This window comes from Bacteroidota bacterium, from assembly GCA_039111535.1.
Lineage (GTDB): Bacteria > Bacteroidota > Rhodothermia > Rhodothermales > JAHQVL01 > JBCCIM01.
In genome coordinates, this window is the sequence record JBCCIM010000167.1 from 1 (window position 1) to 14,246 (window position 14,246).

At 51.2% G+C, this 14,246-nt stretch carries 10 protein-coding genes; 4 read left to right on the forward strand and 6 right to left on the reverse strand.

Features of this window, described 5'->3' with window-relative positions:
• Nucleotides 1–307 (reverse strand): ROK family protein (locus AAF564_20510; GenBank protein ID MEM8487945.1); only part of this gene is annotated, 307 nt, incomplete at its 3' end.
• A 332-nt stretch (nt 308–639) separates the two neighbouring features.
• Nucleotides 640–1,389: a 4'-phosphopantetheinyl transferase superfamily protein gene (locus AAF564_20515; GenBank protein MEM8487946.1), complete on the reverse strand. Its 750-nt coding sequence runs from the start codon at nt 1,387–1,389 to the stop codon at nt 640–642.
• 246 nt (nt 1,390–1,635) lie between these two features.
• Here AAF564_20515 and dnaG point away from each other — a divergent pair, with 246 nt between their 5' ends.
• Both dnaG and ppk1 read left to right on the forward strand, forming a co-directional pair.
• Nucleotides 1,636–3,531: a DNA primase gene (gene dnaG, locus AAF564_20520; protein ID MEM8487947.1), complete on the forward strand. Its 1,896-nt coding sequence runs from the start codon at nt 1,636–1,638 to the stop codon at nt 3,529–3,531.
• Between the two features lie 272 nt (nt 3,532–3,803).
• On the forward strand, nt 3,804–5,930 hold the full coding sequence (ppk1, locus tag AAF564_20525) for a polyphosphate kinase 1 (GenBank protein ID MEM8487948.1): 2,127 nt from the start codon (nt 3,804–3,806) through the stop codon (nt 5,928–5,930).
• Between the two features lie 96 nt (nt 5,931–6,026).
• Here ppk1 and AAF564_20530 read toward each other — a convergent pair whose 3' ends face one another.
• From AAF564_20530 to AAF564_20540, 3 genes are all read right to left on the reverse strand, one after another.
• Complete coding sequence (locus AAF564_20530; GenBank protein MEM8487949.1) at nt 6,027–7,901, reverse strand: hypothetical protein; 1,875 nt, start codon at nt 7,899–7,901, stop codon at nt 6,027–6,029.
• Between the two features lie 10 nt (nt 7,902–7,911).
• Nucleotides 7,912–8,616 (reverse strand): type 1 glutamine amidotransferase, encoded by a 705-nt coding sequence (locus tag AAF564_20535; GenBank protein ID MEM8487950.1) that lies wholly within the window; start codon nt 8,614–8,616, stop codon nt 7,912–7,914.
• Nucleotides 8,617–9,317: 701 nt separating this feature from the next.
• Nucleotides 9,318–11,909 carry a family 20 glycosylhydrolase gene (locus AAF564_20540; GenBank protein ID MEM8487951.1) on the reverse strand — a complete coding sequence of 864 codons (2,592 nt, stop codon included), beginning with the start codon at nt 11,907–11,909 and terminating at the stop codon, nt 9,318–9,320.
• A 235-nt stretch (nt 11,910–12,144) separates the two neighbouring features.
• Between AAF564_20540 and AAF564_20545 the strand changes: the two genes are divergently transcribed.
• Together AAF564_20545 and AAF564_20550 are read left to right on the forward strand one after the other, a co-directional pair.
• Nucleotides 12,145–12,933: a DUF4397 domain-containing protein gene (locus AAF564_20545; GenBank protein ID MEM8487952.1), complete on the forward strand. Its 789-nt coding sequence runs from the start codon at nt 12,145–12,147 to the stop codon at nt 12,931–12,933.
• Between the two features lie 159 nt (nt 12,934–13,092).
• Entirely contained in the window at nt 13,093–13,617 is a 525-nt protein-coding gene (locus AAF564_20550) for a GNAT family N-acetyltransferase (protein ID MEM8487953.1), read from the forward strand.
• A gap of 35 nt (nt 13,618–13,652) precedes the next feature.
• Here AAF564_20550 and AAF564_20555 read toward each other — a convergent pair.
• Nucleotides 13,653–14,246: hypothetical protein (locus AAF564_20555; protein ID MEM8487954.1), on the reverse strand; the 594-nt coding region annotated here is incomplete at its 5' end.

Consider the following 14,246-nt stretch of genomic DNA (forward strand, 5'->3'; position numbering starts at 1 on the left):
GTACCACGGTAGCGCAGCCTGTTTTCTGTTCGATCATGTTTTCGACATTGGTGCCGAGCCATGACTTGTCGACGTTGGCTGCTGTTCGGGCGATCCCGCGCTTGATGCGCGCCGGGAAGGTGCAGCCGATCGCGCCTTTCCACGAGAAGTGCTGCGCTATTTCATTTACAACATCACAAACCGCTTCCGGGGTAGCCGGCTTAGGGGTTGGAATACGGAAACGCTCACCAATGAGCTCTCCAGTTTCTGTGTTAACAGGGGCACCTTTGATGCCCGAACCGCCAATATCAATACCTAGAATGTCCACGTTGCTTGCTGGTCAAAATTGGTAATTCAACATCTCTTCAACAGATAAGAGAAACGAATAGATTGGTTTTTGTTACGAGAAGGCTAGTTTAACGTATGGTTGCAGCAGACGACATATGTAGCATCGTACTGCACCGCGTGCTTACTTAATGTAATAAACATTCAAGCCAGTTCACCTGATAATAGGTGAATAATCACCAAAGTCTATGCAAATGTCTAAGCAAAACACAATGCAAAACCTGTTTCTCGCTTTCTGCCTGTTGCTCGGTTTGACGCTAAATGCCTGCCAATGCTCCGACAAGCCCGAAGTAGGACCTGTTGAAGAAACTAGCGCTATTGTCGCCAATCCCAGCATGTAAGGTTCCACCCCTGTCCTTCAACGGCCAGGGCAGCGATATATCGGGTGCCCATGTCGATTGACTGAAGTGTCCAGCGATTGGTATCGGCGGGATCTACGCGTGACTCAAGCAAAGCGGCGGGTTCGCCGGGTACAAGAGATACGTCAAACTGGTTTAGTGGGATGCTTAATCCTTCTCCACGCGCTTTGATGTACGCTTCCTTGCGCGTCCAGCAATTGAAGAATCCGATGGGTTGGGCGTGCCTCGGCAAGGCGCGCAGGGTGTTCACTTCTCGTTTCGAAAAGAACCGCTCAGCAACGCCGTCGTGGGCAGCCTCGGGGCGGATGCGTTCGAGGTCTATGCCTACTTCCCTGTCTCGTGTAAAAACGTACAGAATATAGCCGTGGGCGTGGGAGAGATTGAACGTCAGTCTGTTTTCGCCGGTGCCAAGATTCAGGGCGGGTTTACCGTAGGGATTGTAAAAAAACTGGAGAGATTGAGGTGCTTGCTCCAGATAGCTGCCCAGTAAATGGCGCAGCAGACCGCGGGCTATGATGTATTCGTCCCGATTGTCTTCAAACCTGTACCGGCCCGCTTTCATCTGTTCATCAACAGAAATCAGCGATTTGAAGTGCGGCAACAGCGGCATGAGTTCGTGAAAAGAAGCCCGCCAAACGTGCACATCACCCGCAGTAAGGGACAGGCTGGGCGGAGGGGTATTCCAACCGGGTAACGGGTTTGTCATCTTGATTTCCAATGATCTGGGCGCTTTTGTGTGCCTGGAAGTGTTGTTGGTCCAGGGCGATAAGAATTGAAGAACTCGTGCTTGAGCTAATCGTCACGCTCCTGTTTAACGGCAGACATACCCGGAAGGGCACAAAACCGATAGTGGTTTTCTATGCAGTTTTTCTGCGTAGTTTTTTGGTCAGGGGAGAACCTAATTCGCCGGCGTCGTTTTATTAAGGTAGTTCCTTCTTTGCCCTGCGTTTGCATGTATATCCCTGAAGACAAAATAGAAGAAATTCGCGCTGCCAGCGATGTAGTAGAAGTCGTCGGGGAATACGTACAGCTTAAACAGCGCGGGACCAACTTTGTTGGTTTGTGTCCTTTCCACAAAGAGAAAACCCCGTCTTTCAATGTCAATCCGGGTTTGGGTATTTTCAAGTGTTTTGGGTGTGGTGCCGGTGGCAATGTCTTTCAGTTTTTGATGCGGATTGAAACGCTCGAATTTCCCGAGGCGGTGAAAATTCTGGCGCAGAAGACTGGCATCGTCATTCCTGAGAATCACGAACAGCAAAAACAAAGCTCCGAAGTTGAAGGCATTTTTCATGCCCTGCGGTTTGCCGGCCGATTTTTTTATCAACATCTAACCCAGAAACCATCAGGCGAAGAAGCCCTTGCGTATCTCACCAATCGCGGGTTTTCACCGGATTCCATCAAGAAATTTGGATTAGGCTACGCCCCGGAAGCCTGGGATGGTTTGTTAACGGCTGCCGAGAAAGAGAAAATTGACGTCCAATTTCTCGAAAAAGCCGGCCTCATTATCCCGCGCAAAGATAAGTCTGGCTATTACGACCGATACCGCAATCGCGTCATTTTCCCCATCTTCTCGCACCTGAGCAAGGTAATAGGGTTTGGCGGACGTATTCTGACAGCAGATAAAAATCAGCCCAAATATATCAACTCGCCTGAAACGCGGGTTTATCACAAAGGACGCGTGCTTTATGGATTGCATCAATCTAAACAGGCAATTCGGAAGCGGGAGCAAGTGCTGCTGGTTGAGGGCTACACGGATGTTATCTCGCTTTTCCAGGCCGGTATAGAAAACGTTGTAGCAACAAGCGGGACTGCGCTCACGCCCGATCAAATTAAACTCCTCAAGCGGTACACCAACCAGGTATTGGTGTTATACGATAGCGACTCCGCGGGTGCTGCCGCTGCTTTGCGCGGGATCGACCTGTTGTTGACACAGGGCATGACCGTGTATGGCCTTGAGCTGCCTGAAGGCGAAGATCCTGATTCATATGTCCGGGCCCACGGCGCCGAAGGTTTTGAAACGTATATGGTAGAGCAGCGCAAAGATTTTATCGCGTTTATTTACGAACTCGCAAAGCGCAGTGGCCAGCTACAAACGCCGGAAGGGGAAGGAAAGCTGACGCGCTCCATTCTTAATTCCATTGCGCGCATGCCCGATACCACCATGCATGAGCCTTTTATCCGAAGGGCAAGCCATGTATTGGGTATTCCTGATATCAAGCTGTTTGGTGAGCTGAGTAAAATGCTTAAAGCTGCTCCAGCAACTGCGCGGTCGCAGCCAGTTGAAGAGGTGCCGCCGATGCCTTCTGTCTATACTGATGAATCGGCGCCCATTGAAGTTGAGGTGCCTGGGGTTGTACTGCCGGAAGAGCGCATGCTGGTTTTACTGATGCTCGATCATGGCAATCCGCTTGTAGAGCACATCATGGGCAACATGTCGATTGATGAATTCAGCCCGGGCGTAATTCGCAAAACAGTGGATGCTATTCTGTCGATGTATAATGACGGCAAAGTGAACAAGGATAAGTTGATTGAGGGCACCCATGGCAACCTGGTGCGGGAATTGGTAACTGATGTGCTCATGCAGCGCCACGAACTTTCCAAAAACTGGAGCCGCAAGCAAAATATCAGCGTCCCGCGTTATAATGAAGATCCATACGAAGTGGCTGCCGGCGCCATGACCCTGTTGAAACTGGATCGCGTGAAAGATGCCATGGAGCAGATGAAACAGCAGATATTCAGGGCTGAACAGTCAGGTGCCAACGTACATAAGCTCCTCCAGGAACAGATGGCATTACAAACTTTACAGCGCCAGATTGAAAGGCGAGAATTTCTCGACTGGAATGTTTAGTTTAAATAAATCTTCAAAATTTACGATCTTACGTATAGAGCAACGCTACGCATGACCCGCACGTAGCGTTTTTTGTCCGAACCCCTGCGAACAGATTCTCGCCTGTAAACACCACAGCTGTAAAAGCACAGCAATACCGGTTTGTCCGTTCGGCATACCACATTATTGCAGCCGAGAGTGAAGAACCAAACTATCTGCAAGAGCATGTAGGGTCTGTTTATGACCCCCGAAATATAGAGGAAGCAAGTCCGGCTGAAGAGGCTACACCAGGCCTGGAGCATGCGACGAAGGCACAACGCGTACCCCGCAAACTCGACTTGAACCATGCCAGCCTGTATTTCAATCGGGAATTGAGCTGGCTTGATTTTAACTGGCGTGTATTATTTCAGTCGAAAGACGAACGCGTGCCCTTGCTTGAGCGGGTCAGGTTTCTTGCCATAGTTTCTTCCAACCTCGACGAGTTTTTCAGGAAGCGCGTGGGCGGGCTCAAGCGGCAGGTAGCTGCAGGCGTACGCCGGCTCTCGCCTGATGGCCGTACACCGGAAGATCAGCTCTTGCTCATCGCCCAGGCCGTGCCCGGGCTGTATCATGCCATCGGAGAAGTCTGGAAAAACGAACTCAAGCCTGCCATTGAAGAGCGGGCCGGCGTGGTTATTAAAGATTACGGGAGTCTGACCAAAGAAGAGCGGGAAGCGGTAAACAATTATTTTCAGGAAAAGATATTTCCAATCCTTACTCCGCTGGCGGTGGATCCTGGTCACCCTTTTCCATTTATATCGAATCTTAGCCTTTCCCTTGCCGTCATGCTGCGGCATCCGGTAAAGAAAACAGAGCATTTTGCCCGCATTAAGGTGCCCGTTACCCGAGAACGCTGGATTCCGGTTAATGAAAAACATCATTTCATTCCTATCGAGCAGGTCATTGCCAATAACATTGGTGCGCTGTTCAAGGGCATGGAAATCCTCGGGGTGTATCCTTTCCGGATTACCCGAAATGCAGATATCCGCCGAAACGAAGAAGAAGCGGAAGACCTGATTGAAATGATTTCGGAGGAGTTGCGCGAGCGCCGCTACGCTTCTGTGGTGCGGCTCGAAATACAGAGCGCAACACCCGAACATGTGCGGCTGCTACTGATGCGTGAGCTTGGCCTGCAGCCAGAGGATGTGTATGAGACCGCAAATGGGCTGATTGATCATACTGCGTGTATGGCCCTTGCCAATCTCAATGTTCCCGAACATCAATATGAACCCTGGGAGCCGATGATTCCCCGCCGGCTGCGGCCAGAAGGAGATCCCCCGGAAGCGCCCAATGTGTTCAAGGTGATTCGTGATGGCGATCTGATTGTGCATCATCCTTACGAATCGTTCAAGGCTACTACGCAGCACTTTGTAGAAGCCGCCGCAGAGGACCCGAAGGTACTTGCAATCAAGCAAACCCTTTACCGGACATCTGACGAGTCGCCCATTGTTAAAGCCCTGATGCGGGCTGCTGAGCGGGAGAAGCAGGTTGCCGTACTGGTGGAAGTGAAGGCCCGGTTTGACGAGGAGAACAACATTGAGTGGGCGCAAATGCTCGAAAAGTCGGGTGTTCATGTGACCTATGGCCTTGTCGGGCTAAAAACCCATACAAAAATTACGCTGGTTGTTCGGGAAGAAGAAGATGGGCTGCGCACATATTGCCATATTGGCACGGGCAACTACAACCCAAAAACAGCGCGGCTTTATACCGACCTGGGCTTGCTGACGTGCGACAAAGCGCGCGGCCTGGAAATTATCAATCTGTTTCATGTGTTGACTGGCTACGTGGCTGATCAGCATTATGAAAAGCTGTTGGTTGCGCCAAAGTCGATGCGGAAGGCGTTTATCGCGATGATCCACCAGGAGGTGGAAAACCAGGCGCGTTATGGCAATGGCCATATTGTGGCGCAGATGAACGCCCTCGATGACGTTGAGATGATTCAGGAACTCTACCGCGCGTCGCAGGCCGGCGTACGGATCGAACTGATTGTACGTGGTCACTGCCGGCTACGGCCTGGATTACCCAAGATTTCTGAGAACATCCGGGTGATCAGTATCATCGGGCGCTTCCTCGAGCATAGCCGGGTGTATTATTTCTATCAGAATGGGCAGCCGCGGGTATTTATTGGTAGTGCTGACTGGCAGCGTCGTAACCTGGATGACCGGGTGGAAGCTGTAACAGAAATTGAGGATACAAAAATTCGAGAGCGCCTGATTTCAACGTTGCGTGCAGCATTGAAGGACCGCCGCTCAGCCTGGGTGCTTGACGAAGATGGTACCTATACGTTGTATCAGCCCAAAGAAGGGGAGTACGACTCAGGCTTCCAGGAAGTCCTTATGCGACGGGCAAACAAGGAACGCGCTGTGCCGCCGCCGGCATAAAACAACGCTTTCAGCCGATATAACATAGCCGATACACAAAAGGGACGCCTGAAACAGGCGTCCCTTTTACATTTAGACAAGCGCGTTTGAGCCTTGTTAATCTGTTGCTGTATCGAGCGCTAGCGTATCCGACTGGGCATCAAACGAAATACGCTGGGTTAATCCCATGGGCGCCGGCGGTAGAGTAGACACCTCCACGCGGCCTGATGCAGCGGCCGTATTGTGCGCCAATTCGCTCCAGTAGCGGGTGCGCCACAGGTTCTTGTGCATTTTGATGATTTGTAGCTGCAGGTCGCGATAATGTGAGGCATCTGCTTCGTACAGCTTTTCAAACCGCTCGGTAAGGATGTAGAGCCGGGTGCGGTTTTCATTGGTGAAGCCGAAGTGTTTGATATCGTCAACCAGTTCTTCGTACTGCTTGTCCCAAACGGTTACCTGGGCGTCACTAAGGGTGTAGGTATCGTGGTTGAAGGTAAAGGTAAGCGCAGGGTCCAGTTTGTTGAATCCGGTGCTTTCCAGCATGCCTGTAGCCCCTTCCGGAAGGAAGAAACGTACTGGCCGGCTGCTGCGTCGTGTAGTGAGCAGCACATTGCCGGCATCTGGTACAAGTCCGTCTGCACTTAGCTCTGGCAAGTCGATGTGTGGATTGAGCGCTTTGAAGCGGTTGTAGTACGAGGTATCTGCAACTGCACGGCCCCAATCCAGTCGTTCATTAAAGGCCTTGAGTGCTTCGAGGAGGTCCGCTAGATAGAGTCGTTCACCTTCAATTGATTGAACGCGTTCCACCAATTCTGTACGCGCTGTGTCAACAGGGATAAGCTCGGCCCCTTTCAGGGAGCCGTATGCCGTTGGGATGTAGCTCCTCGAATACTGCCGGAAACCTGATGATTCTGAGACATCTTCAAACCCTTCGGTGAGCGCCCACAAATAGGCATCCATCACTGTAGCTGAAGGGTTAAACATGGCCTGTTGGCTGGTCAGGTACTTGTTGTAGATTTTGAAAATGTTGAACGGCCCGGTATGATAAGCCGAGATACCGGGAATTTCATGTCCAACGGCGTTGCTGTACCCTTTGATAATGGTAAACGAAGCCTCCATTGTGAGCAACGGGTGCCAGTCTTCATTGACGGTGACCGTCTCACCTGAGGGTGTCCATAGATCGTAGGTGTAGATGCCAAATCGCCGGAGCATATAAGGCATAATCTGGTACCGACTGCGTGCACCTACCGTTGAAATCAGTTTGTCGTCGTTGAAGGTTTCAACGGTGCCGAGTTCTGTAGACAGCAAGCTCAGGTTGAGTAAACGCGACAGGCCAATTTCATAAGCAATGAAGGGTTCATCGCGTTTACGGGCTTCTTTTACCTGATCGAGCCGGCCCCATTTAACCATGATGTCTTCCATGGGTACACCGCGCCGGCGATACTTGCCAATGAGCCGGCTGCTCATGTTGCCCCGGAGCACGTCAATTGCTTCCCAATCGGCTTCACCCGTTTGGAGGTACTCCTGACGCAAGTCTTCCAGGGTGTATCGCTCGAGCAAGCCGCTTGTCCGGCGGTCAATTACGCGAACGGTGAAGTTGTCGTCGTCAGATTGGCGGGCAACATAAATATCGAGTAAATCTCTGAAGTCACTCAGGTGCGCTTCGTGTACAGGGTGTTTCTCAAGCGAAATCAGGGGTGCAGCCGTGTAGGCTCCGTGCAACGCATCAGGGTGGTTCTCGAGGTCCACCAAAGCGAAAAGAGTTGATTCCTGTGGTTTTGGTGCAGGCGCTTCTGCTTCTGCTTTAGTATCTGCAGGTTCGGCAGACTCAATGACGTGCATAACCATGGTTTGTGCCTCGCCGGAAAAAACGAATCCGGCGATAAAGAAAACAGTGGCTATCAGTATCGCGGACCACAGGGCCGGATACGTAAACTGGCGAAGGCGTTGCCAGTTTTTAGAGTCTATGACTGATGAAACAAGCTGTGGCATGGCAATTGGGCTATAGAGGTGAAGCTTTTTCCGGGTGCTTTCTGCGCGCACGTTCGATGAATTGCTTAAATAGGGGGAGCATGGCGTCGCCCAGGTTTTCAGGATGAAACTGGACGCCAATGATAGATCCTGATGCGTTTTCAATCGCCTCTGGCGTTCCATCAGGAGCTACTGCGGTGACTCGGAAAGCATCGCCAACGTTAGATATGGCTTGAATATGCCTTGTATTGACCCGCACGGATTGTTGTCGCAAAGCATCGAACAGCGCAGACGAACGATCTATTTCTATATCGTGCATTTTTGCTCCACGTTTAGCGCTGTGTGTAAATGCTTTCTCTACCTGGGCTTCTACATCGGCATAAATGGTACCGCCGGCACGGGCATTCAGGAGTTGCATGCCGTAGCAGATACCAAAAATCGGTTTTTCCTCCGCCTCGATAGCATCCGCAATCAAAGTGTCCGCAAGGACCCTTTCTGGTGCCGTTTCTGAGATGTCTGAAGGAAGGGATCCGATAAGTCCCGCTGTGATGGCTGGCCCCCCGGTAATGATGAGGCCATCCAGTAATTGTGCAATCTTTGCCATGGCACCTGCTGTTTCCAGCATGGGCACAACGACAGGCGTACCACCGGCCTGCTCCACGGCGCGTACGTACGCGTGGCTGAGCCGTTGTTCACCATCCTCAAAAGAGGTTGTTATGCCTATCAGGACATCCATTGCAAATCTGGTCAAGGTGTTCAAAAATGTGTAGATGCTCGTAAAAGTGGCTTCAAATACCAACTGACATCTTGCAGCACGGAGCGTGTATGGGCAGCTTGCCAATCGCAGCGTATTAAATTTGTGTTCGCCAGACCTGTTGGCAGCATGCAGCTGTATCGCCTGGTGACACGTATGCCCGAAAGGAATGCCTGCTTACAGGTAGGCTTTTCCTTTTGAGAATGCAGATTGCTTGGTATTTGAGGGGCATCTAGTGTATTCAGCAGTCTATGCAATAGGCCGGCCGAATTTGTTTCCCCGTACGTTCTTCTCCACTTTATCCGCCACCTGATGATGAGCAGTCAACAGGTGCTACTGGCGCACATATTAATTAGCGAATTCTAACGCGTGACATGTCACGAACTGGTCACAGAATCTTTCGCATTTACCTGCAATCTGGTGTTGATTTTTGCAGGTTCTCTTTGTGTGCTATCAGAGGGCTCCAGAAGGGGAAGGATAAAGGTAGACGGGAGCGGTAAAACCGCGTAATTGACTTGTTTAGGTCGAATTTATGTAGATTCTGCGAAGGGGACTTCGCAATTGTGAGAACACGATGAATTTCCCCGGCCGGCAATTTGGCGCCGGCTGTTGGGCTGCAAGTTAATTACGTTTTGTGATATTCTATTTACAATTCTGCCGCTTTATGAGGCTTTTGTTTTTTCCTAATTGCCGAGCGGATTTGTACCAAGCGAGGCCGGCCGGCTCGATCTGCCATTTGAAGCAAACGCTGCGACATTGATCTGCCCGATAAATGGAACGGGGCCTGCGTAAATCGGGTCTTCTGCAGTTGGTAATCGCTTCTCTGTGGTGTAGTGCAACGTTAGGCCGGGAAAAGCCACATTGGCCACCGTAGAAGCCCCATCCATGCTGATGCCTGGTGGCGGGATACGGTATCTGATGCCCCAGAGTGCATCGAGGCGGGGGAGTTCGGACTGTCCTATCTGGTTTGCAAAAACATTCCAGCCGGTGAACTCGGCTGCGGTACGGCTTGCGTCGTTATCTATCGTTACCCAGTCTGGTGCAGCAGCCCAGGCGCGTTCTGCAAGGCCGAGTACTTTCGGAAATAACTGATATTCAAGCAGTGCTGCACCTTTTGCACTTTCACTCCACAACTGACCTTGAATGCCCATGATATTTTGTTTGCCTTCAGGTGTTAACCGCGGGAAATCGCGGTAAACCGTTGACGCATCAATCGGCTGCCCAAAGAGTGCGTTCTGTGCATTCTGATACAGGTTGAAAGGATTGAAAGCAAAGGCCTTCTGCGTATTTACAAAGCCGGCCCAGTAAAATCCCGGTTCTTCCGGGTCTTTGTCGTAGGCAAAGTCAAAATAAAGGTTGGTTGCATTGGATAGCACAATCTGGTAGCCGGCATTGGCGAGGGTATAGGCTGTACCTTCTGAGCCCCAGCCCCAGACTGCATTCCATACATAGGGGCGGAAGTTGCTATTCAGGAATGTAGGATTAGGCACTTTAATAGCGCTGCCGTGTGCCGTGTCTGCCGTAAGCGCTATCTCTTCCCAGCCAGCCAGATTCAGGCCGCGGCTGGTAAGCATCTCACTCATTTTTTGGAGGAAGTAGTCATTGTATTGAGTGGTGCTGAGCGCCTGACAGGCTGGAGAGCCCTGCCATACCCCGTGCGGTACTTCGTCATTGCCAATATGTACGGTTTCAAGGGTGACGCCGGCCTCTGTGTACATGGCAACAACGTCATCAACTACTTTTTCCAGGAATGCATACGTAGACGGCTGACAGACATCGATAACGTTGTCGTTCCACATTTGTACGGAAGCATAGGTGGATGTATCTGCCGGATGTGCAAGGCGGTACCTGCTCGCTGCTTCCTCATCGCCTTCGGCTGAAAGGCGGTTGTAGCGTACTTCCATTGACCGAATGGCTGCGCGTGCGTGGCCGGGTACGTCGATCTCTGGAATTACTTCGATATGTCGATCCGTTGCATAGCGGAGTATCTCAATAAACTCTTTTCGTGTGTAGTATCCTGTGCCGTTGGATACATCCGGGTCGGGTCCGGAGCCGAGCGAAGGGTACAGGTGTGTTGATTCATCGAGCGTGTGCCCGCGCCGGCTGCCTACTTCAGTGAGTTCAGGCAGGCCGTCAATTTCGAGGCGCCATCCTTCATCATCTGTTAGATGGAAATGGAATTTGTTGAGTTTGTAAAAACCCATCAAGTCGAGTACTTGAAGAATACTTTCTTTGGTATGGAAATTACGGGACACATCAATATGGAGCCCACGGTAGGGGAATCGAGGCCCATCACTGATCTCCATGGTGGGCAACGCAAACGCATCAGCAGGATTATTAAAGGCATCAACGGGAATAAGCGCGCGTAACGACTGGATGCCATAAAAAACCCCGGCAGCATCTACACCAACAATGGAAACGCCCGTGTCTGAAATCGACAACGCATAAGCGCCTGATCTGTCATCTGCCATGCCAGCATCCATTGACAGCTGAATGGGGGCCTCCGTTTCGGTCGCTGCGGTAGTTGGCGTACTAATGAGCCCCTGTCCGAGCGCTGCTGCAAGGTGTGCTGCTTCTTTCTCAAGCGCAGGGTCATGGCCAATCAACGTGCTGGCAGATACCTCGAATGTCCCTGTCCCGCGCGACCACGTGTTGGGAGTTGGGACAACGGGTGGGAGTTCTGCTGCATCTATGAGGGTCAGGGTTGCGTTGTCTCGGTATCGAGACGTTGGCGTCGGCACGGGGAGTACGTCGGCCGGGGAGCGCATGGTTTGTGCTGCCGTTTCGAATGCCCCAACCGTGTAATTGCTCACGGGCTGTGGTGGCAGGTCGTTGCCATCCATATCGCTATACACCATATAGAACCCGGCGGGCGCATCTGACTTTTTAACAGCCCAGAATGCAGTCCGGAATGTAATTTTGGTTGCCTCACCTTGTGCAAGCGCAGGGAAGTTTTCGGTGGGCTCCATTTTAAAGAAGTCCCCATTGATGTGCGTAATTTTCACCTGGTCGGATACCGTTGCCGTGTCAATCAGCCGGATGAAGTTGAAGTACATGGTCCAGCCTGATGCACCAAGGGGTGCTGCGTCTGTGTTGGTCAGGGTGAGTGTTGACGTGAAGGTGTTGGGTACCTCGAGGTGTGATTCGACCTGCCAGGTCAACGCAATGGGGGCATCACGTAGCGGAGCGTCGGATTGTGGGGATGCGCAATGCATAAGGAAAAAAACGGGTAAGACCAGGAAAAGAAATACTGAGACAAGACGGGCGTGACGCATAGTGGGGTGGTTTGGTTTACGATGCCGGCCCAAAATAAAAAAAAGGAAGCCGCTGTGCATAAAAGAAAAATTGCGTGTTCTATGAGCAGTCTAACACATTGCTTTTGTCGATAAGGCCAATCATGCAAAAGCTGGTGTCAGACACGGAATGGCCATTCTGACTTCTCCCCCGGTTTACTTGTCTGCGTCACCCCCGGTGAACGCGTAACCCAAACCCGCATTCCGAATCAACAAAATGAAAACTTTTTATTTTTTCCTGATCGCCCTCTCCTTGCTCGTTGTTGGGTGTAGCGATACAGTCGTTTCTCCGGATGCTGAAGTTGAAGCAGCGGAAGAACTCACAACAATGCCGGCCGCTGTTAAAAGCATTGCTTCAAGCAGTTCAACGGCTATGGTGCAGGTCATTCATAATTCTTCTGATCCTGCTGCGCGTTTCGTAGATGTATATGTAAATGGCGCACTTGCCATCGACAACTTCAAATTCCGCCGCGCAATCCCGTTTGTCGCGTTACCAACGGATTTGAGTGTAGCCATCGCTCCGCGTAACAGCAAGAGCGTGGAAGATGCGATTGCAACATTCCACTTTGATCTGCAGCCAGATCAGTACTACGTGGTTGTTGCTTCAGGCGTGCTTAGTGATGGCCCTGCATTTGACCTCTTCCCTTATGCGCCGGCTAAAAAAGAATCTGGCGATCATGATCTTGTTTCGCTCCTCGCTTTCCACGGCTCCGCCAACGCACCTACGGTTGACGTTGTAGCCCGCGATGTTGCAACGCTGGTCGATGACATCTCCTTTGGTGAATTCCAGGGCTACGTAGATGTGCCGGCCAAGAAATATTTCCTCGATGTAACGCTTGCAGACCAGAGCGCTACGGCTGCTTCTTTCAAAGCAGACCTACGCAACCTCGGTGGTGGCGCCGCGGTCGTGCTTGCAACAGGCCTGTTAGGAAGCAAACCGCCTTTTGGCTTAATCGCCGTGCTTCCTAATGGACAGGTGGTCCGCTTGCCCCAGATTAAGCACTAAGTTGCTGCAAGCAGCCCTCCTCCCCAAAGCCTTCCGGATACGTCCGGAGGGCTTTTTTTGTATACCTTGTAATTAGTCAGGGCGTGTGAATGCGTATGGTGGCACGCAGAAAGCACGTAGTTACATGGTTTTTTTATTCTAATCGGCTATTCCTTTTTCATGACTCTACCGAATGTACACATTCGTCCGCTTACCGGAGATGATCACACCTTTCTGTTGGACATCCTCTACCATGCTATTTACGTGGCGCCGGGAGAACCGCTGCCGGCGCGCGACATCTTACAGCAGCCGGACATTCGACGCTACGTAGCAGATTGGATGCAGCATAAAGGCGATGCCGGTTTTGTCGCTGAAGTGGAAGGCAAATCTATAGGCGCGGTTTGGTTGCGATGCTGGACGGGGGAAGACAAGGGGTATGGTTTTGTAGATGTTACCATTCCTGAACTATCAATCGCTTTGTTGCCTGGCTTTAGAGGCAAAGGGATCGGTACCAGACTACTAAAACAGTGTTTACGCGAAGCAGCGCAACACCATGTGGCCATCAGTCTCAGTGTCTCTGATCCCAATCCTGCAAAAAATCTGTATCTGCGACTGGGCTTTGTTGAGATTGGAAAAGACGGCGGATCAACTACCATGCTTAAGCAACTGGCTGGGAAGGCGTCAACCGATCAAGAAGCCTGGTAAAAAGAGCCATTCCTCCTGCAGACCATCGCTATTAGCTACTCAGCATACAACGATTGCCACTGCTCACCGAGATCAAAAATGGATGTTTGTCCAAAATCCGTCAACATTGCATGCTGCAAATCCCCAGAAATAGCTGTAGGTGCATCAACCTGGATAATCACTTGCTCGGATGCAATGTCCTGTATTCTTGCTATTAGGGCGCCTTGAGCATCAAATCTGAGGATGGTTGCGATGCGGTTGGCGGCTATATCGAGCTGCACGCCCAGAATCTCGGCGGGTTCGGGGCCTGTTGAAATACACTTAACAAGCGTACCTGTGCTGACATCCCAGATACAAACTTCGTGTACACCCATAGATGTTGGATAAGTGGCAAGCCGCTGACCGGACATGCTAAAGCTTGCGCCAGAAGTAGAGATGTCAGGGCTAGGGTTTAAGTCAAACTGCCTGATAGGAGCCAGTGAATCTCCCTGAATCACCCACTCGTGCAATTGGAAGTTCGCTGATGTACTTGAGGAAGTCGGCCGCTGTACCGTCCAAAGCTTGCCGGCAAGGTCATAGGTTGCATCTACCAGCGTGTTGTCTTCAAAATCCTGCTTTGAAGCTAACGGGTCAACTGAATCTGTTTGCCA

What these genes read in the sequence shown, in the direction of transcription:
- AAF564_20515 (MEM8487946.1), bottom strand. Translation starts at nt 1,389, where the DNA reads ATGACAAACCCGTTACCCGGTTGGAATACCCCTCCGCCCAGCCTGTCC.
- dnaG (MEM8487947.1), top strand. Translation starts at nt 1,636, where the DNA reads ATGTATATCCCTGAAGACAAAATAGAAGAAATTCGCGCTGCCAGCGAT.
- AAF564_20530 (MEM8487949.1), bottom strand. Translation starts at nt 7,901, where the DNA reads ATGCCACAGCTTGTTTCATCAGTCATAGACTCTAAAAACTGGCAACGC.
- AAF564_20535 (MEM8487950.1), bottom strand. Translation starts at nt 8,616, where the DNA reads ATGGATGTCCTGATAGGCATAACAACCTCTTTTGAGGATGGTGAACAA.
- AAF564_20540 (MEM8487951.1), bottom strand. Translation starts at nt 11,909, where the DNA reads ATGCGTCACGCCCGTCTTGTCTCAGTATTTCTTTTCCTGGTCTTACCC.
- AAF564_20545 (MEM8487952.1), top strand. Translation starts at nt 12,145, where the DNA reads ATGAAAACTTTTTATTTTTTCCTGATCGCCCTCTCCTTGCTCGTTGTT.
- AAF564_20550 (MEM8487953.1), top strand. Translation starts at nt 13,093, where the DNA reads ATGACTCTACCGAATGTACACATTCGTCCGCTTACCGGAGATGATCAC.